Annotated in this window: 18 protein-coding genes; 9 read left to right on the top strand and 9 right to left on the bottom strand. The window is 73.7% G+C overall.

Annotated elements, in window-relative coordinates:
• Nucleotides 1-34 precede the first annotated feature (34 nt).
• A complete protein-coding gene (locus ACOBQU_RS34655; RefSeq protein ID WP_423632793.1) occupies nt 35-2,257 on the bottom strand; it encodes an MMPL family transporter in 2,223 nt (740 codons plus the stop codon).
• 694 nt (nt 2,258-2,951) lie between these two features.
• Here ACOBQU_RS34655 and ACOBQU_RS34650 point away from each other — a divergent pair.
• Nucleotides 2,952-3,578, top strand: coding sequence for an RDD family protein (locus ACOBQU_RS34650; protein WP_423632791.1), 627 nt, complete (start codon nt 2,952-2,954; stop codon nt 3,576-3,578).
• 14 nt (nt 3,579-3,592) lie between these two features.
• Here the strand turns inward: ACOBQU_RS34650 and ACOBQU_RS34645 are convergent, their stop codons facing one another.
• Together ACOBQU_RS34645 and ACOBQU_RS34640 are read right to left on the bottom strand one after the other, a co-directional pair.
• Nucleotides 3,593-4,684, bottom strand: coding sequence for a phosphotransferase enzyme family protein (locus tag ACOBQU_RS34645; protein WP_423632789.1), 1,092 nt, complete (start codon nt 4,682-4,684; stop codon nt 3,593-3,595).
• Nucleotides 4,681-5,742, bottom strand: a complete 1,062-nt coding sequence (locus tag ACOBQU_RS34640; RefSeq protein ID WP_423634907.1) for an NAD(P)-dependent oxidoreductase — start codon at nt 5,740-5,742, stop codon at nt 4,681-4,683. Before ACOBQU_RS34640 ends, ACOBQU_RS34645 begins: the two co-directional genes overlap by 4 nt.
• Before the next feature lie 84 nt (nt 5,743-5,826).
• On the opposite strand from ACOBQU_RS34640, the gene ACOBQU_RS34635 reads away from it, so the two are divergent.
• Nucleotides 5,827-6,915, top strand: coding sequence for a GlxA family transcriptional regulator (locus tag ACOBQU_RS34635; protein WP_423634905.1), 1,089 nt, complete (start codon nt 5,827-5,829; stop codon nt 6,913-6,915).
• Here ACOBQU_RS34635 and ACOBQU_RS34630 read toward each other — a convergent pair.
• Entirely contained in the window at nt 6,855-8,519 is a 1,665-nt protein-coding gene (locus tag ACOBQU_RS34630; protein WP_423632787.1) for a class I adenylate-forming enzyme family protein, read from the bottom strand. The genes ACOBQU_RS34635 and ACOBQU_RS34630 overlap by 61 nt on opposite strands.
• 271 nt (nt 8,520-8,790) lie before the next feature.
• Between ACOBQU_RS34630 and ACOBQU_RS34625 the strand changes: the two genes are divergently transcribed.
• The 4 genes from ACOBQU_RS34625 to ACOBQU_RS34610 all read left to right on the top strand — a co-directional run bounded on the left by ACOBQU_RS34625 (nt 8,791) and on the right by ACOBQU_RS34610 (nt 13,984).
• Nucleotides 8,791-10,407 carry an NAD(P)-binding domain-containing protein gene (locus ACOBQU_RS34625; RefSeq protein WP_423632785.1) on the top strand — a complete coding sequence of 539 codons (1,617 nt, stop codon included), beginning with the start codon at nt 8,791-8,793 and terminating at the stop codon, nt 10,405-10,407.
• Between the two features lie 173 nt (nt 10,408-10,580).
• Nucleotides 10,581-11,654: an alpha-hydroxy acid oxidase gene (locus ACOBQU_RS34620; protein ID WP_423634903.1), complete on the top strand. Its 1,074-nt coding sequence runs from the start codon at nt 10,581-10,583 to the stop codon at nt 11,652-11,654.
• Complete coding sequence (locus tag ACOBQU_RS34615) at nt 11,651-13,042, top strand: cytochrome P450 (RefSeq protein WP_423632783.1); 1,392 nt, start codon at nt 11,651-11,653, stop codon at nt 13,040-13,042. Before ACOBQU_RS34620 ends, ACOBQU_RS34615 begins: the two co-directional genes overlap by 4 nt.
• Nucleotides 13,043-13,246: 204 nt before the next feature.
• Nucleotides 13,247-13,984 (top strand): class I SAM-dependent methyltransferase, encoded by a 738-nt coding sequence (locus ACOBQU_RS34610; protein ID WP_423632781.1) that lies wholly within the window; start codon nt 13,247-13,249, stop codon nt 13,982-13,984.
• A 42-nt stretch (nt 13,985-14,026) separates the two neighbouring features.
• Here the strand turns inward: ACOBQU_RS34610 and ACOBQU_RS34605 are convergent, their stop codons facing one another.
• Entirely contained in the window at nt 14,027-14,821 is a 795-nt protein-coding gene (locus ACOBQU_RS34605; RefSeq protein ID WP_423632779.1) for a DeoR/GlpR family DNA-binding transcription regulator, read from the bottom strand.
• A gap of 302 nt (nt 14,822-15,123) precedes the next feature.
• Here ACOBQU_RS34605 and ACOBQU_RS34600 point away from each other — a divergent pair, with 302 nt between their 5' ends.
• Entirely contained in the window at nt 15,124-18,072 is a 2,949-nt protein-coding gene (locus tag ACOBQU_RS34600) for an AfsR/SARP family transcriptional regulator (protein WP_423632777.1), read from the top strand.
• Between the two features lie 34 nt (nt 18,073-18,106).
• Here ACOBQU_RS34600 and ACOBQU_RS34595 read toward each other — a convergent pair whose 3' ends face one another.
• The 4 genes from ACOBQU_RS34595 to ACOBQU_RS34580 all read right to left on the bottom strand — a co-directional run bounded on the left by ACOBQU_RS34595 (nt 18,107) and on the right by ACOBQU_RS34580 (nt 22,166).
• A complete protein-coding gene (locus tag ACOBQU_RS34595) occupies nt 18,107-18,661 on the bottom strand; it encodes a flavin reductase family protein (protein WP_423632775.1) in 555 nt (184 codons plus the stop codon).
• 22 nt (nt 18,662-18,683) lie between these two features.
• On the bottom strand, nt 18,684-19,847 hold the full coding sequence (argJ, locus tag ACOBQU_RS34590) for a bifunctional glutamate N-acetyltransferase/amino-acid acetyltransferase ArgJ (RefSeq protein WP_423632773.1): 1,164 nt from the start codon (nt 19,845-19,847) through the stop codon (nt 18,684-18,686).
• Nucleotides 19,848-20,103: 256 nt separating this feature from the next.
• Nucleotides 20,104-20,301, bottom strand: a complete 198-nt coding sequence (locus tag ACOBQU_RS34585; protein WP_423632771.1) for a hypothetical protein — start codon at nt 20,299-20,301, stop codon at nt 20,104-20,106.
• Entirely contained in the window at nt 20,262-22,166 is a 1,905-nt protein-coding gene (locus tag ACOBQU_RS34580; RefSeq protein ID WP_423632769.1) for a BTAD domain-containing putative transcriptional regulator, read from the bottom strand. Before ACOBQU_RS34580 ends, ACOBQU_RS34585 begins: the two co-directional genes overlap by 40 nt.
• Nucleotides 22,167-22,597: 431 nt before the next feature.
• On the opposite strand from ACOBQU_RS34580, the gene ACOBQU_RS34575 reads away from it, so the two are divergent.
• Nucleotides 22,598-24,247 (top strand): thiamine pyrophosphate-binding protein, encoded by a 1,650-nt coding sequence (locus ACOBQU_RS34575; RefSeq protein WP_423632767.1) that lies wholly within the window; start codon nt 22,598-22,600, stop codon nt 24,245-24,247.
• A gap of 3 nt (nt 24,248-24,250) precedes the next feature.
• Nucleotides 24,251-25,795, top strand: coding sequence for an asparagine synthase-related protein (locus tag ACOBQU_RS34570; RefSeq protein WP_423632766.1), 1,545 nt, complete (start codon nt 24,251-24,253; stop codon nt 25,793-25,795).
• Nucleotides 25,796-25,871 lie beyond the last annotated feature (76 nt).

Here is a 25,871-nt window from a genome sequence, read left to right as displayed (position 1 = left end):
TGTGTCCGCGGGGAGTGCGGACGGCGCGGATGCGTCAGCGCATCGGCTGGAGCTCGCGCTCCGGGTCGGCGTCGGGCGTCTGCCCGCCGTCGCCGAGCTGCCGGTGGAGCTTCTCGCCCTCCACGTCGACGTTCGGCAGGATCGCGTTCAGCCAGCGCGGCAGCCACCAGGCGGACTTGCCGAGCAGGGCGAGCACGGCCGGGACGATCGCCATGCGGACCACGAACGCGTCGAACAGGACGGCCGCGGCGAGGCCGAAGCCCATCATCTTGATCATGTCGTCGTCCTCCAGGATGAAGCCGGAGAAGACGCTGATCATGATGATCGCGGCGGCGGCGACCACGCGTCCGCCATGGGTGAAGCCGGTGACGATGGCCTCGCCCGGGCGCTCGCCGTGGACGTACGCCTCACGCATGCGCGTCACGAGGAACACCTCGTAGTCCATGGCCAGGCCGAAGACCACACCGATCATGAAGATCGGCATCATGCTCATGATCGGACCCGGCTGGTCGACGCCGAAGACGTCGGCCAGGTGACCCTGCTGGAAGACCGCGACCACCGCGCCGAGTGCCGCGAGCACCGAGAGCAGGAAGCCGAGCGCCGCCTTCAGCGGGACCAGGACCGAGCGGAACACCAGCATCAGGAGCAGGAAGGCGAGGCCGACCACGAGCGCCAGGTACGGGATGAGCGCGTCGTCGAGGGTCTGCGAGAAGTCGATGGTCATGGCCGTCGCGCCGGTGATCAGGACCTCGGAGCCGGTCTTGGCCTCCACGTCGCTGATATCGGAGCGGAGCTTCTTGACTAGCTTCTCGGTCTCGGCGGCGCTCGGACCGGTCTTCGGCACCGCGGTCATGATCGCCGCGTTGTCGGCCTTGTTCGGCGTGGACGGGGTGACCGACACGACGCCGTCGAACTTCTTGAGGGTCTCGCCGACCTCCTTGGCGGCGGCGCCCGCGCCCTTGTCCTTGTCGACGACGACCGTCAGCGGGCCGTTGAAGCCCTTGCCGAAGGAGTCCGACAGCAGGTCGTACGCCTTGCGCTGCGTGGTGTCCGGCGCGTACGTGCCCTCGTCGGGCAGGCCGAGCTCCAGCTTGGCGGCCGGGGAGGCCACGGCGCCGAGGCCGACGACGGCGAACAGCAGGACGATCAGCGGGCGGCGCAGCACGAACCGGGCCCAGCGGGTGCCGAGCTTCGGCTTGGCGTGCGGGTCGTGGAACGGGACGCCGATCGGCTTCTTGCGGTCCTTGCGGCGCAGCACCCTGCGGGGGGCGATGCCGAGCAGCGCCGGGATGAGGGTGAGCGCGATCAGGACGGCGATCACGACGGTGCCCGCCGCGGCGAGGCCCATCTTGGTGAGGATCGGGATGTTCACCACGGCGAGGCCGGAGAGGGCCACGACGACGGTGAGTCCGGCGAAGACCACCGCGGAGCCCGCGGTGCCGACGGCGCGTCCCGCCGCGTCCTCCGGGAGGCGGCCCTCCGCCCGTTCGGCCCGGTAGCGGGACACGATGAACAGGGCGTAGTCGATGCCGACCGCGAGGCCGATCATCATGGCGAGCGTCGAGGTGGTGCTGGACAGCTCAAGGGTGGAGCCCAGCGCGGTGATGGACGAGATGCCGATGCCGACGCCGATGAGCGCGGTCAGGATCGGCATGCCCGCGGCGATCAGCGACGCGAAGGTGATGATCAGGACCACCGCGGAGACCGCGATGCCGATCATCTCGGCGCTGCCGCCCATGGACTGCTCGGTCGGGACGGCGTCACCGCCCGCCTCGACGGTCAGCCCGTCCTTGCGGGTGTCCTTGAGGATGTCGACCAGGGCGTCCTTGTTCTTGTCGGACAGCTCGGTGCCGGTGACCTTGTACGACACCGTCGCGTAGGCGGTGGTGCCGTCCTTGCTGACCGTGCCCGCCTTGTACGGGTCGTCGACCTTGGAGACCTTCGCGCCCTTGCCGAGGCGGTCGACGAGCTTCTCGACCGCCTTCTTGTTCTCACCGGCGGTGATCTTCTCGCCCTTGGGGGCGCGGACCACGACGCGGGCGGTGGCCCCGTCGGCGCTGGTCTCGGGGAAGCGCTCGTCCAGCAGGTCGAAGGCCTTCTGCGACTCCGTGCCGGGCATCGAGAACGTGTCGGCGGGCGGTTTGGGAGCCGACGAAGCAGCGACGCCCGCGCCGATGAAGAGCAGCACCCATATCAGTGCCATCCACCAGCGCCGTCTGAAGGCGAGACGGCCCAGTTTGTAGAGGAACGTAGCCACGGCGAAAGAGACTCCCGTCGGGTTCGGCAGGAAGGCCGACTTCCCGGCGGCACGGATGCGCACGTCAGGACGGGTCGGCAGGATCCTCTCCATGGTGACGTCCGCATTCCTGGCCGAAGTCAGACTGTGAGCCGGACTCTCGGCCCACGACTGATGTAGTACCGGGAAGGCCGAGTCATCCTCGGGTAGGAGACGCGAGGGGTACGTGTAGATCTCATGTACTAGGGGATGTCAAGGGGTGTGACCTGCGTCTCGCTGGCGGGGGCGCCCTGTGCTGGTCCGGTCGGCGCTTCGCGCCTCGTCCTCAAGCGCCGGACGGGCTGGAACGTCCCGCTTGCTCGCCGTCGTCGGCTCTCCGTGATCCGCCGCGGAAATCAAGCCCGTCCGGCGTTTGAGGACGAGGCCGCCAGGCCGAGGGGCGAGGCCGCCAGGCCGAGGGGCGAGGCCGCCAGGCCGAGGGGCGAGGCCGCCAGGCCGAGGGGCGGGGGTGCCAGGGGGCGGAGCCCCATGGTTCGGGGAGGGGTGGGTCTGGGGCGCCCCCGCGAGGGCTGACGGTGCGTCAACTTCCTTGTCTCGTACCAGCGCAGTACGAAAAGGCCGCGGAACCCTCCCCTCTGGGCGGATGAGCCCACCGGCCCCCCGTTGCTACCGTTCCGACGTCGGACCGGGGGAAGCACTCTGGGGGAACGGACACGTGCCGAAGTTTCGCCGCACCGGCGCCTGGCTCATCGACTTCGCGTTGGTCATCGCCGCGGCCTGGGCCCTGGGCGCCCTGACCTTCAACCGCATCGCCGCGCTCATCACGGACGTCCCCGAGCTGACGGCCAAGGGGAGCTGGCACTTCGTCACGTCCGGCGGCGACGCCCAGGGCGCGGGCGAGGAGCTCGTCGGCTCCCTGTGGAACGACGCCGTCGGCTACATCCAGCAGGGCTTCGCCGCCCTCGTCGTGGTGACGTTCCTGTACCAGTGGGCCACGCTCACCTTCGCGGGCCGCACCCTCGGCAAGGCCGTGCTCGGCCTGCGGGTCACCCCCCGCAGCCCGGCCCGCACGGCCGTGCGGGCCGCCGTCACCACGGTGGCCGACGTCGGCGCGTACGCGCTGGCGTGCTGTCTGCTCGTCCAGGGGTGGATCTTCCTGTCCGTGCTCTGCTGGCTGGGCGCGGTCGCGCTGTGGGCGTGCAACGCCCTGCCGGTCCTGTCCCCTTCGTCGCGCTCCCTCGCGGACCGGCTGGCGGGCACGTCGGTGGCCCAGTCCGCTCCGCCCACCCTGCCGGGCCCGCCCCGGCCCGCACCGCCGCGGGTGGACGCCACCGGCTGGTGACGGCGGCCGGGCGCCTAGGCCAGCGCCTGCTCCACGAGCCCCGCCGGTGACAGCACGCCCCGTACGATCTCCAGGGCGGCGACCCGCTCCGCCTCCGGCCAGCGGTCGGGGTCCGCGGCCTGGACGGCGGGGTGGGCGAGGTCTTCCAGGGCGCGCACGGTGCGGTAGTAGGCGAGCCGGTCCGGGTCGGGGTCGGCCACCGCTCCGTACCCCTCGAAGAACCAGCGCTGTTCGCGCGGGCCGACCGGGGCGAAGTAGAGCACGCCGCCCAGGACGAACATCAGGTCGCGCTCGCGCGGCGCGAGCACCGCGTCGTCCCAGTCGATGAGCCACACCCGGCCGGGACCGCCGCACAGGACGTTGCCGAGGTGTGGGTCGCCGTGGCAGACGACCAGGGGCGCGGCGGGCCGGGCGCGCAGCTCGACGCCGAGCGCGTCGGCTCGCTCAAGGAGCCGCGCCACGCGGTCCGCGGCGGCGCCCCACTCCGCCGCCACCGCCCGGTGGTGCGCGTCGGCGGCGGGCGGCGGGGCCGCGCGCAGCCGCTGGTCGACGTCCCGTACGAAGGCGGTGAGGCCCTCGTGGCGGTACTCCTCCTTCGGCAGGGCGCGGGCCAGTTCGTCCGTCACCGGGGTCGCGTGCACCCGGCCCAGCAACTCCCCGTACGCGACCCACAGTTCGGCGTCCATCGCCCCGTCGTCGAGAGCGCGGGCGTCGGACACCCAGGGCACCAGCGTCAGCCGGGCCCCGGCGTGCTCGCTCCACAGCCCGCCCCTGCGGGTGCGCACCGGCGCCGCGATGCCCGGCAGGCCGTGGTCGGCGAGCCGGGCGGTGACGACGAGCCCGGCCGGTGAGCCGCCGCCGCTGAGCTTCACGGCGTACCGCCGCCCGTCCGCGGCCGTGCCCCGCCACAGCGTCGCCGCCTCGTCGGCGCCGTCCGCCACCCGGTCCAGGCGGTCCAGGGCGATGCCGAAGTCCTCGCGCACCCAGGCCCGTACGCGCGCGTCGTCCGCCGGTGCGCTCGGCGCGGTGCGGGCGCCGCCCGTCGGTGTCCGGTCGCTTCCCGTCGGTGTCCGGTCGTCGCTGGTCTGGATCCGGTCGTCAGTCACCGGCGCATGGTCGCATCCGCGCCGGGCCCCGCGCCCGTGGTTTTCGGCGGTGGGCCTTCGGCGGTGGACCGGCAGGCGTCAGGCCCCGGCCGCCCCGGGCCCCGCACCACCTCCACCAGGCTCGCGAAGCTGTCCGCGCCGTGCCCGGCTGCCTTCGCCCGCTCCATGGCGGCCTTGAGCAGCCGGGGCAGCGCGTTGTCGAGGCCACGGTCGGCCGCCGCGTGCAGGAGGTGGTCGATGGCGGCGATCTGGACGTCGACGGTCGCGTCGTCGCCGGGGTAGCGGCCGTCGTCCACCTGGGCGGCGTACCGGGTGAGGAAGTGGTTCACCGTGCCGAGCCAGCGGACGGCGAGCGGGGTGAACTCACCGGCCCGCGCCCCGTCGGCGCCGACCAGGGCGGTGCCGTGCAGCCAGCCCGCCATCGTCGCCCACATCAGGCCGAGCAGCGCGGCGTCGTACAGCGAGGCGAGGCCGGGGTCCGTGCCGAGGTGCAGCGGGTCGCCGAGGGCGGTCAGGGCGGGCCGGTGGGCGGCGAAGACCTCGCGGGAGCCGCTGTAGAGGAACATCACCTCCGGGCTGCCGACACCGGGCGGCGTGGTCATGACGGCGCCGTCGAGGCAGTCGACGCCGTGGTCCGCGGCCCAGGCCGTGAACTCCCGCGCCTGCTCAGGCGATCCGGACGTGAGGTTGACCAGGGTGCGGCCCGCGAGCGCTTTGGCGGCCGGGTCGAGTACGGAGTGCAGCGCGTCGTGGTCGAGGACGCAGGCGAGCACCAGGCCGGACGCCGCCACCGCCTCCTCGGGGGTGCTCGCGACGCGGGCGCCGCGCTCGGCGAGGGCGCGGGCCTTGTCCGGGGAGCGGTTCCACACGGTGGTCGGGTGGCCGCGCTCGATCAGCGCGGTGGCGAGGGCGGTGCCCATGGAGCCGAGTCCGATGACGGTGACGGGCGTGGGGTGGTGCGCGTTCATGGTGTGCCGCTCCTTCTGCGTCCGCCCGCGGCGGACGCTCGTGTCGCTCTTGTGCGGACCACGTTCGCAGCGGGCGGGGGCACTCGACAGTGACGCCGCTGACGGCGGTCACCAAATTCCTGCCAGGTCGGCGGGGCGCCGTATTCTCGCCGCATGAGCGCTGGTTCCGTCGCGGTGGTCGTGACCGAGGAGATCGGGCTCCCGTCCTGGGACCTGTACGAACTGAGCATCCCCTGCACGGTGTTCGGCACGCCGCAGCCCGATCTGCACGACCCGTGGTACGACCTGCGGCTGTGCGGCACCGGCTCGCCCGAGGGGCCCGACGAGCCCGCTGAGCCCGTGGCCGCCGCCCGGTTCAGCCTGTCCCTGCGGACGCCGTACGGGCTCGCGGACCTCGCGGCGGCGGACACGGTCATCGTGCCGTCGGTGCCCGACGCGGTCGTCACGGACGGCGCCCCGCTGCCGCCCGGCCTGGCCGACGCGCTGCGCGCCGCCCACGAGGCGGGCGCCCGCGTGGTCTCCCTGTGCACCGGCGCCTTCGCGCTCGCCGAGGCGGGCCTGCTCGACGGCCGCCGCGCCACGGCGCACTGGCAGCACACCGGGCAGCTGGCCGCGCGCCATCCGAAGGTGCGGGTGGACGACTCGGTCCTGTACGTGGATGACGGCGACGTCCTGACCAGCGCGGGCCTGAGCGCGGGGCTCGACCTGTGCCTGCACCTGGTGCGCCGCGACCTCGGGGCGCACATCGCGAATCAGTTGGCGCGGCGCATGGTGGTGCCCGCCCACCGGCCGGGCGGGCAGGCCCAGTTCATCGACCTGTCGGTGCCCACGACCGACGACGCGGGCCTGGCCCCGGTCCTGGAGTGGGCGCGCCGCCACCTGGCGGAGCCGCTGACGGTGGAGGACCTGGCGCGGCGGGCGGTGATGAGCCCGCGCACGTTCTACCGCAGGCTCCAGGCGGCGACCGGCACGACGCCGCTCCAGTGGCTCCTCAACCAGCGGCTCGCGCGGGCGCAGAGCCTGCTGGAGGCGTCCGACCTGCCCGTGGAGAAGGTCGGCGAGCTGAGCGGCCTCGGCACGGCGAACAATCTGCGCCACCACTTCCTCAAGCACGTCGGGGTGTCCCCGAGCGACTACCGGCGGGCCTTCTCACGGGCGGAGGGCGGCCCGGGCCCGGGGAACGGGCAGGCGGCGGGCGGCGGTCACGGCACCGGCGAGCCGTCCGGCGGCGTGCGGCGGGAGGCCGTCCCGGCGCGCCGGTGAACCCGGGGCGCGTCGTCGCGCGCCGCGGTTCGAGCGGCGGTGACGCGGGCGAGCAGCGCGCGCCTGTCCGGCTTGCCGCTCGCCGCGACCGGGGCCTCGGCCAGGACGGTGAGCGTGGACGGCAGGCCGGTGACGCCGAGTTCGGCGGCGACGTGCTCGCGCAGGGCGGCCAGTTCGGGCGCCCTGCCGGGGGCCGGGACGACGAAGGCGTGCGCGGCCTCGCCGGTCTCGTCGTCCGGCGCGGCGACGACATAGGCCTGGTCGACGTCGTCGTGGGCGGCGATGGCGCGCTCGATGGGGCCGGTGTAGTGCACGATCGCGTTGACGATGACGACGTCGCGGGCGCGGCCGGTCAGGTGGAGGTGGCCCGCCGGGTCCAGGTGGCCGATGTCGCGGGTGCGCACCCAGTCGCCGCGCAGCACCTCGGCGCTCTCCTCGGGGTCGCGCCAGTAGCCCGCCATGGCGCAGGGCGTGCGCGCCCAGACCTCGCCGGTGGCGCCCGGCGGCAGCGGCTCGCCCTCGGCGTCGCGCACGCTCAGCTCGGTCTCGGCCCAGGGCCTGCCGACGGAGGTCAGGACGTCGTCGGTGCCGTGGGCGAGGTCGTCGGGGGTGAGCAGGGTGAGCATGCCGGTCTCGGTCTGGCCGTACGCCTGGTGCACGGCGGGGCCGATGCGCTCCACGGCCTCGGCGAGCTTGTGCGGGGCGAGCGGCGACCCGGCGACGATCGCCACGCGCAGGCCGCTCAGGTCGGTGGCGCGGGGGCCCTCGGTGCGCAGCGTGTCCAGGACGTGGTGCAGGCGGGGCACGGTCATCAGGAGCGCGGTGACGCGGTGGCGCTCGACGACCGCGGGGAACTCCAGGGGCGGGTCGGGGATGACGGCCGTGCCGCCGCCGAGCAGGCACAGGCCGAGGTGCTCGAACATGACGGCGCTCGTCAGGGTGCCGAACAGCAGGAAGCGCCGGTATCCGGCGGCGAGGCGGGTGATCCGCGTGTCCCAGCGGGCGGGCTGCCAGGCCCAGAACGCGGTCAGGGCGCGGTAGGTGACGGCGCAGCCCTTCGGGTGGCCGGTGCTGCCGCTGGTGAGGTGCACCAGGGCGATGTCGTCGGGGCGGCCGCGGGCGACGAGGCCGCGGTCGAGCAGGCCGCGGCAGGGCGGCTCGTCGCCGGGGGCGGGCTCCGCGAGCAGGTCGGTCTCCAGGCGCAGGACGGGGATGCCGCCCGGTGCCGCCGTTCGCCGCGCGGCGGCGAGGAGTTCGGGCCGCGCCGTGTCGGCGTCGGCGATGACCGCGTCGACGCCACCGGCCAGGACGTGGGCGAGCTGGGCCGGGGTCAGGCCCGGTCGAAGGCCCGTGACGCGGCAGCCGAGGAGGTGGGCCGCGATCTGCGCGGCGAAGCCCTCGGGAGTGACGCCGGTGGCCAGGGCGAGGGAGCTGGTGGGGCCGAATCCGGCCGCCCGGAGTGCGGCGACGCAGCGGCCGACGAGGGCCAGGACGTCTCCTCGGGTGACGGTGCGCGAGCGGTGCTCGAAGGCCGGGGACGCGGGGTGGCGGCGGAACGCGTCGACGAGTGCCTGCGGAAAGGGCGGTTCAGTCGAATTATCCACTTGTGGCCGCTCCGAGGAAGAGAGGGGGACCTGCCCTGAATTGACGCCAGGAATACCGAAGGCGTCAACAACTCCGGGCGCCCTGGCCGAATTTCGCGGCATTGTGCACCGACCGCCATGACGGTAGCGCCGAACGCGGCGCGAGCACTCCCCCATTCGATGTGACGCACGCCACAACGAGGCGGGGTGGCGACCCACTTGAAAACTCAATTACCTTGCGTACGCACGCAGTTGGAGACCAGGACCCACTCACCGGAGACGGGAGCATGGCGTGACTGACGGTGCGGCGGTCGACTATCTGATCGTGGGCGCGGGGCCCGCCGGGCTCCAGGCGGGATATTTCCTCCAACGCTCCGGGCACAGCTATCTCATCGTGGAGTCCGGAGCCGCTCCAGGTACGTTCTTCACTCGATTCCCACGGCACCGCAAACTCATATCGATCAACAAGGTGCACACCGGCTGGGACGACCCGGAGCTGCGGCTGCGCACGGACTGGAATTCGCTGCTTTCCGACGAGGGCGCCCCGCTGTTCACCGACTACACCCCTCGGTACTTCCCGGACGCCGACACCATGGTGCGTTACCTCGGCGACTTCGCGGCCGCCCACCGCCTCGCCGTCCGCCACTCCACCCGCATCACCGAGATCACCCGGCCCGGACCCCCGGCGGGCACCGGCGACTTCGTGGCCCGCGCCGCCGACGGCAGTGTCTTCCGCGCCCGGCGCCTGATCGTGGCCACCGGCGTGAGCCGCCCCTACGTCCCCGACATCGAGGGCGTCGAGACGGCCGAGCGGTACGCCGACGTCTCGGTGGACCCGGCCGACTTCACCGGGCAGCGGGTGCTGATCATCGGCCGCGGGAATTCGGGGTTCGAAACCGCGGACCAGTTGATCGAGACGGCCGCCGTCATCCATCTGGCCGGTCCAGGATCGCTGCGGCTCGCCTGGCAGACCCACTTCGTCGGCCATCTGCGCGCGGTGAACAACAATTTCCTCGACACCTACCAGTTGAAATCGCAGAACGCGCTCCTGGACGGCACGGTCCAGTCGATCCGGCTGCGGCCCGACGGCTCGTATCTGGTGGCGGTGAGCTTCGCCCGGGTGCGGGAGGTGGTCAAGGAGATTCGGTACGACCGTGTCATTCTCGCCACCGGCTTCCGGTTCGACGCCTCCCTTTTCGCCCCGGAATGCCGCCCGCGACTGACGATCCGCGACCGGTTCCCGGAGCAGACCGACGCCTGGGAATCCGTGAACGTGCCCGATCTCTACTTCGCGGGCACCCTCACCCAGCAGCGGGACTTCAAGAAATCGACCAGCGGATTCATCCATGGATTCCGGTACGGCGTCCGCGCGCTGCACCACATCCTGCGGCGGCGCTACCACGGCGTGCCCTGGCCCTCCCGGGAGCTGCCGCCCACACCGGAGGCCGCGGCCGACGCGGTGATCGCGCGCGTCAACCGCAGCTCCGCGCTGTGGCAGCTGTTCGCCTTCATGGCCGACGCCCTGCTCATCGGGCCCGACGGCACCGTGCGCCACCACGAGGAGGTGCCCCTCGCCCACCTCCACCGGGCGGTCGCCGACGGTGACTTCGGAGACGTCTCCCGCTACCTCGCCGTCACGCTGGAGTACGGCGCGGACCACGACCGGGTCAACCCGTTCGACGTCCAGGTCGGCCGGGTCACGCAGAGCGACACCAGCGGCCTCGACGGGCGCTATCTGCACCCGGTGGTCCGCGTCTTCGACGGTGGCTCCGCCGCGGGCACGCCCGTGGCCGAGCACCACCTGACGGAGAACCTGGAGAACGAGTGGGACAGCGAGGAGGTCCACCGCGCCCCGCTGCTGCGGTTCCTCCGCGCCCATCTGGCACCGGCGACCGCGGACCACCGGTGAGCCTCCCGGCACCCGGCGGACCACCGGCCCACGGGCCAGCGGCAAGGACCGCGCCCGCCAGTGCCCCATCCGCCAGCACCCCACCGACCAGTCCCCCACCGGCCAGCGCCCCTCCCGCAGGCACCCCCTCGGCAGGCACCCCTTCGGCAGGCGCCCCTTCGGCGCCCCCCACCCTGGCCGCCCTGCACGAGCGCGCCCGCGCCGCCCTCGACCCCGTCCACTACGACTACTTCGCGGGCGGCGCCGACACCGAGACCGCGCTCGCCGACAACGACCGCGCCTTCGCCGACCTCGCGCTGCTGCCCCGCGTGCTGCGCGGCAACGACCGGCGCGACACCTCCGTACGCCTGCTCGGCGACCGCGCCTCGCTGCCGGTGGTGGTCTCCCCCACCGCCTTCCACCGCCTCGCGCACCCCGACGGCGAGCGCGCCACCGCCCGCGCCACCGCGGCGGCCGGGACCGTCCTGGTCACCGGCGTGGCCGCGACGGTCGCCGTGGCCGACGTGGCGCGGGCCGCGCGACAGGTGCGCGCCGACGCGGCCCTGTGGTTCCAGCTCTACCCCCAGCCGGACGACGACGTCACCGCGGCCCTCGTGCGCCGCGCGGAGAAGGCGGGCTGCACCGCCCTGGTCGTCACCGTCGACTCCCCCGTGTTCGGCCGCCACACCCGGGACCTGCGCCACGGCTTCCACGAACTGCCGCCGGGACTCGCCCCCGAGAACATGCGCGACCTGCCCGGCACTCCCCCGGGCGGCACCCTGCGCATCGCCATGTCACCGGCCCTGACCTGGCGGCATCTGCGCCGCCTGCGCGACCTGACGCCCCTGCCGGTCGTCCTCAAGGGCGTGCTGCACCCCGACGACGCGCGGCTCGCCGTCGACGAGGGCGTGGCCGCGGTGTGGGTGTCCAACCACGGCGGCCGTCAGCTCGACGCCGCCCCGGCCGCCGTACGCGCCCTGCCGTCCGTGGCCGACGCCGTCGCGGGCCGCGTACCGGTCCTGCTCGACGGCGGCGTGCGCCACGGCGCGGACATCGCCGTCGCGCTCGCGCTCGGCGCCACCGCGGTCGGCGTCGGCCGCCCCGTCCTGTGGGGACTCGCGGCGGACGGCGAGGCGGGCGCCCGGCAGGTCCTCGACGTGCTGCGCGAGGAGTTCGACCACGTCCTCGCCCTGTGCGGCGGGCGCACCCCGGGCGACCTCACCCGCGACCAGGTCGTCAGCCGCGCCTGGCCGGGGCGGGCACCGTGACGCCCCGGCGGGCGGCGCTGCTCGGACTCGGGGCGGGGCTCGTCGCCCTGTCCACGCCCTACTGGCTGCCGCCGCGCGTGGTCGCCCTGCGCGCCCGGATCTTCGCCCGCGTCAACGGCGCCGAGGGCATCACCTTCCCCAACGACCAGGTGGGGCCCGACCGGTTCGAGGAACTGTACGCGCACCCGGCCGCCGTCGGCCGCAGCCGGGGCGCGGCGCTGTCCGACCTGTTCTGGTACTGGCTCGCGCCGGGGCCCGAGGTCCACCAGGAGCACCTGGAGTCCGGGCCCCGCTACGACGAGGTGGCCCGCACCACCCTGGCCGTCCTCGCCGGTTCCGCGCCGGAGCTGACGCGCGCGGCGGCCCGCTGCACCGCCGCCGTCCTGGACGAACTCGCCCCGGGGCGAGCGTCGTTGGTGCGGCTGCGCGACCTGATGATGCCGGTGTGGGCGGAGTTCTTCTACGAGCGGGTCTTCCGCGAGCCGTGCCCGCCGCGCGTGCGGCGGCTCATCACGGACAACGCCGACGACGTGGTGAGCGCCCTGAAGTGCGTCCGGCCCCGGCACCTGCGCCGCCGCCACCGCCTGACCCGCTACCTGGTCCGCCGCGTGGCCACCGGGTCCGTGCCGCACGCGCTGCCCGGGAGCCTGTCGGTGCGCGAGCGGGCGTACTACCTCCAGGGCACGTTCTTCAACACGGCCGTCGTGCAGCTCTCCGAGGCGATGGCCCATCTGCTGCTCGTCCTCGCCCAGCACCCCGACGCGCAGCGCCGCCTGGCGCGGACGCCCGACGACGACCGGTACCTCGGCCACGTCATCGACGAGACGTTCCGGCTCTACCCGCTGTTCGGCATCGCCCACCGGATCACCACCGCCGACATCGCGCTCGACGGGCTGCCCGCCATCCCGGCCGGTTCCGTGCTGTGCTTCAGCTATCCCGACTACCACGCCACCGGCTACGACGACCCGTGCTCCTTCGCGCCCGAGCGCTGGGAGCGGCTCGCGGCCAAGGACGCCCACCACATCCCCTTCGGCGTCGCCGCCAACCGCCCCTGCCCCGCGTGGCGCCTCGCGCCCCTGGTGATGCGCGCCGCGACCCGCGAGGTGCTGCGCCGCTACACCCTGGACTCGCCGGTCGCCCACACCCGGTCGCTGCCGCACCGGGCGCCGTGCCTGCTCGTGCGGCGGGGGCGGCCGCTGCCACGGCCGGTGGCGCTGGGCGCGCGGGCGTTCCTCCGGGTGCGGGACCGCTTCGAGGACGTGTGGCGTGCCCCGGCGCAGCTGTGCCTCGGCACCTGGATGGTGCTCGCGGCCCGCCGCCAGCGCCTGGCCACCCGCTACTTCGCCACCCACGACACCGAGGGCCGCCCACTGCCGGAATCCCCGTAGAAACCCCCTCCGCCGGGCCCCGGAAAGCCCGCCTGACGCCCCGCGAAGGCCCCGTACGCGGACGCGGGCACCCGGGTGCGGGTGCCCCCCACCCGGTCCCGCGCCCGCCCCGCACACACCCGGCCACGCCTTCACCAAACCCTCCTTGACCTGGGGTTTCGTACGTTCTCCCGGTACTGTTCGAAGCTCGTGAAAGGGGTGGAGATGGACCGGAACATCCGCGACGCGGACGACGTGCTGAGGCTCCTGGACGGGCTGTTCGCGCCGGAGGCCGACCGCTGGAGCGAGGGCGGCGCCGACTGGTGGGACGGCTTCTACGCCGACCGCTCCAAGGCGGTCCCGTTCTTCGTGGCGAAGCCCGACGAAAGCCTCGCCTCCTACCTGGACCGGGGCCTGATCGCCCCGGGCCGGGTGCTCGAACTCGGCTGCGGCCCGGGGCGCAACGCGCTGCACCTGGCGGCCCGCGGCTTCGACGTGACCGCCGTCGACCTGTCGCCCAAGGCCATCGACTGGGCCCGGGAGCGGGCCCGCGAGGCCGGGGCCGAGGTGCGCTTCCTCCTCGGGGACGCCTTCGCCCTCGACGTGGCGGCGCTCGGCGGCCCCTTCGACCTGGTGTACGACTCGGGGTGCTTCCACCACCTGCCGCCGCACCGCCGCGTCAGCTACCGGGACCTGCTCGGCCGGGCGCTGGCGCCCGGCGGCCACTACGCGCTCACCTGCTTCGCGGCGGGCGGCATGGGCTCGGAGCTGGACGACGCGGACTTCTACCGGCGCGGCGGGCTCCAGGGCGGGCTCGCCTACACCCCCCAGTCCCTGCGCTGGATCTTCGCCGACCTCACCGAGGTCGAACTGCGCCGCATGCGCGCCGAGCCCCCGCGGTCACCGCTGTTCGGCGAGGACTTCCTGTGGACGGCCCTGTTCCACCGCGAGCCACACGCCTGAGGGCCGGAGCGCCTGAGGATCCGGGGGCTCAGACCGTCGCCGTCACACACGCAGCACCTTCGGACCGAGGAGCGCGTAACGGCGGGCCTCGCTCTGCGGGAGTCGGATGTCGGTGACGATCGTCTCAAAGGCGCGCGCCTCGGCGAACCGGCAAAGGCTCACCGCCCCGAACTTGGCGTGCACCCCGCAGAACACCCGCCGACGCGAGACGCGCACGGCCTGCCGCTTGACCTCGCTGACGGTCGGGTCGGGGGTGGTGAGGCCGTGCTCGCGGGAGATGCCGTTGGCACTCAGATACGCCAGGTCGACGACGAACTCCGACAGCATCCGGGCCGCCCAGTGGTCGACGGTGGCCATCGTGCCGCCCCGGACCCGGCCGCCGAGGAGCAGGACCCTGACCCGGGGACGGGCCACCAGGGCTTGGGCGGCGGCGAGCGATGCCGTGATCACGGTCAGCGGACGGTCGTCGGGCAGTGCCTCAGCGACGAGCTGGGCAGTGTAGCCCTCGTCGACGAAGACCGTCTCGGCATCACGCAGGAGCCCGGCGGCGGTCGCCGCGATCCGCGTCTTCTCCTCGACGTGCGTGCGCGTGCGGGACTCAAGCGTCGTCTCGAACCCGGTGCTCCGCATCGGGTACGCGCCCCCGTGCGTACGCCGCAGCAGACCACGCCGCGCCAACCGGCTCAGATCGCGCCGCACCGTCTCCTTGGACACACCGAGGTCCGCGGCGATCGCGGTGACGTCGACGGATCCCGCCCGGCGGGCGGTGACCACGATGTGGCGGCGGCGCTCCTCGCCCTCTGTCACGGTCACGCGGCCTGTGGCTGTGCCGGTCATGTAGAGCCCTCCCCGTGTCAGCTCCGGCATCGGTCACGGCCGGACCCGAACCCGCCCTGGCGCGTCGGCCGCCCGACACCCCCAGGCCCCACACCGGTAGGAGGCGCAGGGCCGACTAGTGCGCACGACTGCCTCGCACAGGCGGCGTTGCGGCCGCCGTGGTACCGCGAGCGTAGAGGAGGCAGCGTGTCGAAAACGTGTCGAAAAGCCCTTGGCGGCAGCCCGGGCGCCTCCCGCGGCCGGACAGCCCGCCAGGCCCCGGGCCGGACAGCCCACCCAGGGCCCGACTAAAGTTCGTGCCTATGCGGTTCACGGTGCTCGGACCAGTCAGGGCATGGCACGGCAGGACCGAAGTGACGCCGAGTCCCCCCAAGCAACGAGCCCTCCTCGCACTGCTGTTGGTGCGCGCGGGTTCACCGGTGGGCCTGAGTGACGTGATCGACGTACTGTGGCCGCAGGGACCGCCACGGAGCGCTCCCAACGTGGTGCGCCACCACGTGAGTTCGTTACGGCGCCTGTTGAGCGCGGAGGGGAACGGCGGCGGAACCATACCGCTGACGCGCGGCTCCGGCGGCTACCGCCTCGACGTCGACGCCGACTGCCTGGACCTCCTGGTCTTCCGGCAGCTCGCGGAGCGGGCTCGGCAGGCCACGCGCGACGGCTCGCCCCCGACCGCGACCGGCTTCTACGCCGACGCCCTCGCGCTGTGGCGGGGCCCGGTGGCCTGCGGCATCGCCGCGGAGGTGCGGTCGCACCCGGTGTTCACGGCCGTGGACGAGGAATGCGTGAGCACGGTGCGCGCCGCCGCCACGGTGGCCCTGTCGGCGGGTGCGTCGGGCCGCGTCCTGGCCCCCCTGCGGCAGGCCGCCGCCGCCCACCCGTTGGACGAGTCCGTGCAGGCGCATCTGGTACTGGCGCTCTCCGCCACCGGACGCCAGGCCGAGGCGCTCGCCGCATACCGGGCCGTGCGGGAGCGGCTGGCCGAGGAGCTGGGCGTCGGGCCGGGCCGGGAGCTGACCGACGCCCAGCGGCGGGTGCTCGACCAGCACCCGGCCACCGTCCGCCCCGCCCCAGACACGGGCACGGGCACGGGCACGGGCACGGGCAAGGGCAAGGGCACGTATACGGATGCGGACACGACGGGCACCGCCGACCCGCCGACCCCACCCCCCACCCCGTCACCCACCACGCCGCCCCCACCCCGCCGCACCCCCCGAGTCCGCCCCGCACACCTCCCAGCCGACCTCCCGGTGTTCGCCGGACGTGACGACGACCTCACCCGCGCCCAGGCGCTGTCGACGCGACGCGGCCCCCACGGCGCCACCGCCTCCCCGGCCCCGACGATCACGGTGATCGAGGGGATGGCCGGGGTCGGCAAGACCTCCCTGGCGGTGCACTGGGCGCATGGCGTCGCCTCCCGCTTCCCCGACGGTCAGTTGTACGCGGACCTGCGGGGCTTCGACCCGGCCGGAGCCGCCCTGGAGAGCGGCGAGATCCTGTGTGCCTTCCTGTACGGCCTGGGCGTGCATCCGCAGGACATGCCGGTCGGACTGGACGCCCGAGCCGCGCTGTACCGGCATCTGCTGGCGGACCGGCGCGTCCTGGTCCTGCTGGACAACGCCAGGGACTCCGCCCAGGTGCGCCCCCTGCTGCCCGGAGCGCCCGGCTGTCACGTCATGGTCACGAGCCGCAACCGGCTCCAGGGCCTGATCGCCGCCGAAGGCGCCCGCTCGCTCATCCTGGGCCCGCTGAGCGAGACGGAGGCGCGCGAGGTCCTGTCCCGCCGCCTCGGCCCGCAGCGGATCGCGGCCGAGGCGGCGGCTGCCGAGGCCATCATCGGTCTCTGCGGCCGACTGCCCCTGGCACTCGCGATCGTGGCGGCCCGCGCCGGTTCGGGCCCCGGCTTCCCGCTGGCGTCGATCGCCGCCGAACTGCGCGAGGGCCACGGCGGTCTGGACGCCTTCTCCGGCGACGAGGCCGACGTCCGCGCCGTCTTCTCCTGGTCGCACCGGTACCTGACCCCCACGACCGCCCGTCTGTTCCGCCTCCTGTCGATCCATCCCGGCCCCGAGGTGTCCCGGCACGCCGCGGCGAGCCTGGCGGGCCTGGAGCCGCGCGAGGCACGCGCGGCGCTCGCCGACCTGACCCGCTCGCACCTCCTGACCGAACCCGCTCCGGGCCGCTACGCCTGCCACGACCTGCTGCGCGCCTACGCGGCCGAACGCGTCCGCGCCGAGGAGACCGAGCAAGGGCGCCGCGACGCCCTCGGGCGCCTCCTCGACCACGCCCTGCACACCGCGCAGTCCGCCGTCGACCTGCTGTATCCCCACCGCACCGAGCGCGAGCCCCCGCCCTCACGCCACACCGGCGCCACGCCCGCGCCCCTCTCCGGGCGGGAGTCGGCCACCGCCTGGCTCACCGTGGAGCTCCCGGCGCTGCTCGCCCTGGTCGAGTCCGCGGACACCGGCGGCTTCCTCACCCACGCCTGGCAACTGGCGCTCACCCTGGAGCTCTTCGCGGATCGCCGGGGGCTCAGGGACGAGCAGATCTCCCTCCAGCGCGCGGGTCTCGCAGCCGCCGAACGGCTGGGCGATCCGCTCGGCCGCGCCCACCTCCACCGCACCCTGGGCTTCGCCCTGCACCGCACGGGTGCGGACGCCGAGGCCCGCTCGCACCTGGACCGCGCCCTGCGCCTGTTCACCGCCCTCGACCACCGCGACGGCCAGGCCCGCACCCTGCGCAGCCTCGCTTTCCTCGCCAACAGCCGCGCCCGCTACGAGGAGGCCCTGGAGCACTACGCCCGGGCCTTGGCCCACTACCGGACCACCGCCAACGCCAGGGGCCAGGCCAACGTCCTCAACGAGATCGGCTGGACCCACATCCTGCGCGGCGACCACCACGAGGCGCTCACGCAGTGCGCCGCGGCCGTCGCCCTGCACCAGGACACCGGGGACGCGGGCGGTGAGGCCCGTGCCTGGGACAGCATCGGCTACGCGCACCACCACCTGGGGCAGTACACGCACGCCCTGTCCTGTTACCGGCAGGCCCTCGTCCTCTACCGCGAGATCGGCGAGCGCACGCTCGAAGCCGAGAGCATCGGCCACGTCGGCGACACCCTGCACGCCCAAGGGGATCACCGAGCCGCCCGGGCGAGCTGGGAGCACGCGGCGGCCATCCTCGCCGAGTGGGGCCACCCCGACGCAGACCACCTGCTGGAGAAGGTGCACGACGCGACCACGGGCCCCGCCTGAGCCATCCCGTACGAAAGGACGGGGACGGGTGCCCCTAGACGGGTCCCAGAGCCTGGTCCCAGTGGAGCGGTCGCGGCGCGTAGGAGCCGTATCGGCCGCCCAGGAAGACCATCGGGGGTCCCTGGCCCCCGACGCCCATCGCACGCACCAGACCCGTGACGAACCAGTGGTCGCCCGCCTCGGTCTGCGCGTGTACCGCGCAGTCGATCCAGGCGACGGCGTCGGGCAGGACGGGGCAGCCGGAGGGCGACCCCCGGTGGGGGACCTCCCAGCGGTGCGGCGACCTGGTGGCGAACGCCTCACACACGTCCCGCTGTCCGGCGCCCAGCACATTGACGCAGAACCGGCCCGCCGCCCGGATGCCCGGCCAGGTCGTCGACGTCCGCGCGGGCAGGAACCCGACCAGGGGCGGATCCAGGGACACCGAGGTGAACGTGCCGACGACCATCCCGAGCGGCTCCGCTCCCGGACCCCCCGCGGGTGCGGTGACCAGGGCGACCCCGGTGGGGTAACGCCCCAGTACCGTACGGAAGTCCGACTCCCGTAGCCCGCCTTCGGACCCCGCGAGGGGATCGCAGTCGTACGCCATGACGTCACCGGGCCGACGGCGGTCAGGTCGAGTAGTCGGCGTTGAGCCGCACATACCCCTCGGTGAGGTCACAGCCGTAGGCCGTGAACTCGCCGGGGGAGCGCCCGCCCACCCCGAGGTCGACGCTCAGGACGACCTCGTCGTCCTTCAGGAGTTCCGCGACGCGCGCGAGCCGCTCCGGGCCGGGCCTTGTCGGGTACACCTCCTGGTCCCCGAAACCGATCGTGACACGCTCGGGCACGATGTCCAGGTCGTCCTGGCACTTGCCCACCGCCATGGCGACCCGGCCCCAGTTGGGATCGGCGCCGTGTACCGCCGTCTTCACCAGTGGCGAGTTGACCACGGCCTTGGCCACCCGCTTGGCCTGCCCGGTGTCCCTGGCTCCGGTGACCCGCACCTCGATGAGCTTCGTGGCGCCCTCACCGTCGCGGGCGATGTCCTTCACCAGGTCCAGGGCGACGGCGTCCAGGGCCTCCTCGAACGCCACCAGGTCCACGGGACCCGCGAGCCCGTTGGCGAAGATGGCCACCGTGTCGCTGGTGGACGTGTCGGTGTCGATGCTCAGCGCGTTGAACGTACGGTCCATGACGCGGCGGAAGACGTCGTCGAGCACGACCGGGCCCACCCGCGCGTCGGTGCAGAAGAACGTGAGCAGCGTCGCCATGTCCGGCTCCATCATGCCCACCCCCTTGGCGATGCCGACCAGCGTCGCGTCGCCGCACCGCGCGCGGCGGACCTTGGGCCGGGTGTCGGTCGTCATGATGGCCGTGGCCGCCGCGTCGAAGTCCGCGCCGGGGAACGGCCACCGCAGGGACGCGACGTGGGAGCGCACACGGGGCATGGGGTAGCGGTGGCCGATCAGTCCGGTCGAGGCGATCAGCACGTCGTTCTCGTCCGCCCCGATCGACGCGGCCACATGGCGGCGGACCTCTTCGGCGTCCTTCAGTCCCTCGGCTCCGGTGGCGACGTTGGCGTTGCCGGAGAGGACGACGACACCGCGGGCCGACCGGTCCGCGACCGCTTCCCGGCTGATCAGGACGCTGGGGCCAGCGAAGCGCGAGCGGGTGAACACCGCGCTCACGGACGCGGGCACCTCCGAGGCGATCACGGCGAAGTCCGGATCCGCCTCCTTGATGCCGACTCGGCCGTGGTGGATGCGGAAACCTTGCGGAGAAGAGGCGTGCATCGGACTGGAGTTCCCTTCCCGAGGAGCGGATGCCGACCATTGCGTGCGCCGACGGCGGGCGCGGCCCGTGCCCCACGGAGCCGCGGCACGAGCCGTGGCGCGGCGTGGCGTGCCGCGTGCGCCATGTCCGCCGCCCGCGGAGCCACCGTGACACACATCGCTTGCCGTTCGCTTGAACTACCTTGAACTACCTGAACTATCGGGAACGGGCGACAGCTCGACCGGCGCCTGTCAGCCAGCGTCTGTCAGCGTCCGCCTAGTCGGCGGACGGCGTCCGCACACCGTCGGCGGCGGACGCGACCGCACGCGCGCTCTCCACGTCGTACCAGACCGCCTCGCGCACCAGCGGGTGGACGAAGCGCAGCCGGTCCGCTCCAGAGGAGGCGAACTCCAGCAGTCCGCCGTGCACGGCCGTCAGGAGGACGTCCGTGGGGACGCCTTCGCGGCGCAGCACGGCCTCGATGACACGGGGCGCGCAGCCCTCCTCGCTGACCGCGCAGAGTTCGAGGGCACGGCGGACTCCGGGAGGAAGGCCCGCCAGGCGTTGCAGCACGACTCCGGCCAGCTCATGGGGGATCGCGGCGTCCAGACCCCCGAGAGCCCCTGCCGCCGCGCGTGCAGCAGATAGCTGAGGAAGAAGGGGTTGCCCACGGTGCGCCGGTGGAGCCTGTCCAGGAGGTGCGGTGCGGGGATCTCGCCCAGCGTCGACTCCACGAGCGAACGGGTGGCCGGGAGGTCAAGGGGCTTGAGCGGGATCCGGCGTGCGTCGGGCGACTGGAGGATCACCGCCGCCGCGCGCCGCAGCGCGCCGTCGTGGGCGAGGCGGAAGGTGCGGGAGGTGACCACGAGGAGAACGGGCACGGTCCGCGCCTGCTCGACGAGCAACCGCAGCACGGCGAGTGACGGGGCGTCGGCCCGGTCCACGTCCTCGACGACGAGGACCGTCGGCTCGCGGACGGTGCAGAGCAGCGTCTGGCACACCGCGTCATGCAGGGTGAACCGGGCGTCCCTGGTCAGCGGCCCCGGCACCGGTCGCGGGTGCGGCACATCGCCTCCGTCCGACGCGAGTTCGGGCAGCAGGCGGGCGACGCTGTGGCGCACCCAGCCGGGCAGTCGTCGCACCCGTTCGGGCCAGAGCCGGTTCCAGCGGCGCAAGAGCGTCGTCCACGGCCAGTAGTCCGGCTTGTCCTCACTCTCCGAACAGGAGCTCCACACCACGTGTACGCCGTGCGGGACGGTCCCCGCGAGTTCGGACACCAGCCGTGTCTTGCCGCTGCCAGCCTCTCCGACGACGAACGCCACCCGGCCGGAGCAGTGGAAAGCACCCGTGGCGGACTCCGACAGGGCCCGCACCTCCTCGTCCCGCCCGACGAGCACCGGTCGCGTGCCGCCGCACCCGCGCGGACGCGCTCCCGCGTCGCGGCCCCGCCCGGGGCGGGGGCGGGGCGGCGGGATCGTGATCCGGCCCGGTTCGGTGCCGGTCGGGGACCGGGGCGCGACCGCCGCGACCGTCGCGGTGGAGCTGTGGCCGCCCGTCGCGACGGTGGCGGTGGCCCCGGGCGCGGTGGCGAGGGCGCCGGGCGCGCGGTCGAGGCAGCCGTCCTGCCGCAGGATCGCCGCGTGCAGCGCCGCCAGCTCCTTGCCGGGGTCGGCACCGATCTCGTCCGCGAGGGCGCGGCGCGTCCGCTCGTACGTGCACAGGGCGTCCGCTTGCCTGCCGAGCCGGTACTGGGCGTGCATATAGAGCCCGATCAGCCGCTCGCGCAGCGGGTTCCGCCGCACCTCCTGAGCCAGGGCGTGCAGCACGTCCTCCTCCCCGCCAAGACCCAGCGCACACTGGGCCCACGCCTCCAGGGCGCTGAGCCGCAGTTGTTCGAGCCGGGCGGCTTCGTGCACGGCGAAGTCGTACGCGTTCAGCTCGTCGTACGGCGCTCCGTGCCAGTCGTCCAGGATGGGGCTGAGCAGCGCGTGCGCCTCCTCGACGCGCCCTTCCTGTGCCAGCCGGACACCGACGCGCGCTGAGCGCTCGAAGCTGTGGACGTCGACGTGCTCCGGGTCGATCACCAGCTCGTACCCCGGTTGCCGGTAGTGGAGTCGGGGCCGCGAGCCGTCGGGGAGTACGCAGTCGGCGAGGAGCTTCCGGAGGCGGGAGACATACGACTGCAGGGTCGCGTGGGCGGCTGCCGGTGGGGTGTCACCCCAGATCTGGGTGATGATCGAGTCGACTGACACCACGCTGCCCGCGCTGATCAGGAGCAGGGCGAGGACGGCCCGCTGGCGTGGCGGTCCCAGTTCCAGGGGCCGACCGTGGACGCGCACGGACAGACAGCCCAACGTGCCGATCGGTGGTGCTCCGGCCCGATCGCGTAGCCCGGCACGGGGTTCACAGCTCGTCGGCTTCACTGCGTCATCCGGTCCTCTCTGCCTGGCGCGGCGGACCGCCCCGCTCCACGGCGCCGTCACTCTGCCGTCCCCCACCTTCGCCCGACGACGGCGCCCGCCCCTCGCCCGGAACCGGGCGCCTTGTGCCTGACCCTGACCGACTGCCGGGCTCCGGTTGGCTGACCCGGCGGCCCCGGCGTCCGTCACCGGGTCGCGCGGGAACGGTGCAAGGGAACCGTCCACCCCCCTGCAAGGCGCGGTCGACACAGTGGCCCAGTGAGCGCCGAAGAGCCCCTCGGCTCCCGCCACCCCCGTGCCGGGATCACGACCGGCGCAGCCGCCATCCGCATCGACGCAGAGGAACCGCCATGTCCCGTGTGTCCACCGGCCCCCGCACCACCCAGACCACCGCCCACGCCCTGCTGCGACGGCTCCACGACCACGGCGTACGCACCGTGTTCGGGGTGGTCGGCCGCGAGGCCGCGTCGATCCTCTTCGACGAGGCGGACGGCGTCGACTTCGTGCTGACCCGGCACGAGTTCACCGCCGGTGTCGCGGCGGAGGTACTGGCCCGCATCACCGGTCGGCCCCAGGCGTGCTGGGCCACGCTGGGCCCCGGCTTGACCAACCTGGCCACGGGCGTCGCCACCGCCGTCCTCGACCGGTCGCCGGTCATCGCGCTCGCCGCCCAGTCCGAGTCCCACGACCTCTTCCCCAACGACACGCACCAGTGCCTCGACTCGGTCTCCGTCATGGGCCCGCTGACCAAGTACCGCGTGGAACTCCGACGCCCCGACGACATCACCGACCTGGTGGACTCGGCGGTGAGCGCGGCGATGACCGAACCGGTCGGGCCCAGCTTCATCTCCCTGCCCGTCGACCTGCTCGGCAGCGAGGTCGACACCACACGGCCGCACCCCGGGGCCAGGGCCCTGGCCAAGCCGGTCGGCGCGGTCGAGGACGGCTGGCGGGAGGCCGCGCTGCGGGCGGCCGAACTGATCGGGTCGGCGCGCCACCCCGTCCTGGTCGTCGGCGCCGCCGCGATCCGCTCCGGTGCCGTGCCCGCCATCCACGCCCTCGCCGAGCGGCTGAGGACGCCGGTCATCACCACGTACACCGCCAAGGGCGTGCTGCCGCACGGCCACGAGCTGGACTACGGCGCGGTCACCGGCTACATGGACGGCATCCTGGACTTCCCCGCCCTGGACACCCTCTTCGGCCCCGCGGACCTCATCCTCACCCTGGGCTATGACTACGCCGAGGATCTGCGCCCCTCGATGTGGCAGCGCGGGACGGACAAGACCACGGTCAGGGTCTCGCCCACGGCCAACCCCGTACCGCGGGTCTACCGCCCGGACCTCGACGTCGTCACCGACGTACGGGAGTTCGTGGAGCTCCTCGACCAGGGCACCGCCGGACTCGCCGCGAAGACCCCGCACGACGTCTCGCCGCTGCGGGAGCGCATAGCGGAGTTCCTCGCCGACCCCCGCCAGTACGACGACGGCCTGCGCGTGCACCAGGTGATGGACTCCATGAACACCGTCATGGCGGAGACCGCCGAAGCGGGGGAAGGCACCATCGTCTCCGACATCGGGTTCTTCCGTCACTACGGCGTCCGCATCCCGGCGGCCATCGGCGCGCAGCTCGCCCGGCCCGGACAGCCGACCTTCCTCATCGCCGGTGACGGCGGCTTCCACTCCAACAGCGCCGACCTGGAGACCATCGCCCGGCTCAACCTGCCCATCGTCACCGTCGTCGTCAACAACGACGCCAACGGCCTGATCGAGCTGTACCAGAACATCGGCCACCACCGCTCCCACGACCCCGCGGTGAAGTTCACCGGAGTCGACTTCACCACGCTCGCGCGCGCCAACGGGGTGGAGGCCGTCCGGGCCACCACCCGTGAGGAACTGCTCGCGGCGCTGCGCAAGGGCGCGGGCCTGGGTCGGCCGTTCCTGGTCGAGGTACCGGTGAGCTACGACTTCCAGGCGGGTGGCTTCGCCGCCCTGACCATCTGAGCCATGGAGGCGACACTTCCCGCCGCCACCGGCTTCCAGGCGGAGGTCCGCCTCGACGGCGACGGACCCCTCGCACCGGACTTCGCCTCCCACGGCTCCCGGGCCCGGTGGCACGAGCGGACGGCCGACCGCGCACTGCACGCCGTCCTCCTGCACTCCGGGGCACCCGACCAGGCGTGCGCCCGCCACCAGGACAGGACCCTTGTCCTCGCCGGAGAGCTGTACCACCAGGGCGAACTGCTCGGCCTTCTGCCCGGCCGCGCGCTGCCGGACAGCGACGCCGCCCTGGTCCTGGCCCTCTTCGACCTCTACGACACCCACGTCTTCCGGCTCCTCAACGGGCGGTTCGCCGCGCTGCTCACGGACTCCCGGCGCGCCGTGCTCGCCACGGACCACGCGGGGTCGGTGCCCCTGTACGTCTCCGTCGCCCCGGGCCGGGTCCTGGCGGCGACGGAGGCGAAGGCGCTGCGGACCACCCCTCGGGGGCGGCCCGCCCCGGCCCGGCCGGTGCGCGGACGGCTCGGCATCCACCAGGTCCCGGCGGGCACGGCCCTGGACATCGAGGTGGCCACCGGGACGTGCGTCACCCACCGCACCTGGGCGCCGCCGTCGGCCCGCCGGATCCTGCCGGAGGACGAAGCGGCCGAGGCCGTCCGCCGCACCCTGGAGCGCGCGGTGGCGGCCCGCACGGGTGCGGGCACGCCCCTGGTGGTGCTCTCGGGCGGCATCGACTCCTCATCGGTCGCGGCGCTGGCCGCCCGCCGGTCGCCGGGCCCCATCGACACGGTCTCCATGGGCACCGACGAGGCCGACGAGTTCCCGCAGGCACGCGTCGTCGCCCGGCACATCGGCTCCACGCACCAGGAGATCACCATCCCGACCCCGGAGCTGCTGCGGCAACTGCCGTACGCGGTCTGGGCGGCGGAGTGCCTCGACCCGGACGTCGTCGAGTACCTGCTGCCGCTGACCGCGCTGTACCTGCGCCTCAGCGGCACGGGAGCCGACGGCACCGCCGGTCGGCGCGTGCTCACCGGGTACGGGGCCGACATCCCGCTCGGCGGAATGCACCGGGAGGGCAGGCTCGCCCACCTGGAGGAGGCCGTCTGCCGCGACATGAACACCTTCGACGGCCTGAACGAGATGACACCGGCCCTCTCCGCGGTGGCTGGCCACTGGTCGACCCACCCCTACTGGGACCGCGACGTCCTCGACCTCCTCGTGTCGGTGGAGGCCGGGCTCAAGCACCGCCACGGGCGGGACAAGTGGGTGCTGCGCGCCGCCATGAGCGGCGTCCTGCCCCACGAGGTCGTCGTCCGCCCCAAACTCGGCGTGCACGAGGGGTCGGGCACCACGTCGTCGTTCACCCGGCTCCTCCAGGACAGCGGTGTCCCGCAGGACCGTGTGCGCCCGGCCAAACAGCGGATCGTCAGGGAGATCTTCGACCAGGTCGTCGTCGGCGGACGGCACCCGGACGAGGTGGCCGTCGACGCGATCGCCTGCCTCGTCGCCGACCGGGAGCCGCGCGGCGCCCACCCGGTCCCACGGTGACCGCGCACGCGATCGCCGCACCCCCTTCGGCCGCCGCACCCCCTTCGATCGCGGCACCACCACGAACCGCCCGCGA

It is taken from the genome of Streptomyces sp. G45 (genome assembly GCF_049542095.1).
GTDB lineage: Bacteria > Actinomycetota > Actinomycetes > Streptomycetales > Streptomycetaceae > Streptomyces.
The sequence above is the reverse complement of the archived record's forward strand: the minus strand, read 5'-3'. Positions and strand labels throughout refer to the sequence as shown.

Bases quoted from the DNA above. Each gene is read 5' to 3' on its own strand.
- ACOBQU_RS34610 (WP_423632781.1), top strand. From the start codon at position 13,247: ATGGACCGGAACATCCGCGACGCGGACGACGTGCTGAGGCTCCTGGAC.
- ACOBQU_RS34605 (WP_423632779.1), bottom strand. From the start codon at position 14,821: ATGACCGGCACAGCCACAGGCCGCGTGACCGTGACAGAGGGCGAGGAG.
- ACOBQU_RS34600 (WP_423632777.1), top strand. From the start codon at position 15,124: ATGCGGTTCACGGTGCTCGGACCAGTCAGGGCATGGCACGGCAGGACC.
- ACOBQU_RS34595 (WP_423632775.1), bottom strand. From the start codon at position 18,661: ATGGCGTACGACTGCGATCCCCTCGCGGGGTCCGAAGGCGGGCTACGG.
- argJ (WP_423632773.1), bottom strand. From the start codon at position 19,847: ATGCACGCCTCTTCTCCGCAAGGTTTCCGCATCCACCACGGCCGAGTC.
- ACOBQU_RS34575 (WP_423632767.1), top strand. From the start codon at position 22,598: ATGTCCCGTGTGTCCACCGGCCCCCGCACCACCCAGACCACCGCCCAC.
- ACOBQU_RS34570 (WP_423632766.1), top strand. From the start codon at position 24,251: ATGGAGGCGACACTTCCCGCCGCCACCGGCTTCCAGGCGGAGGTCCGC.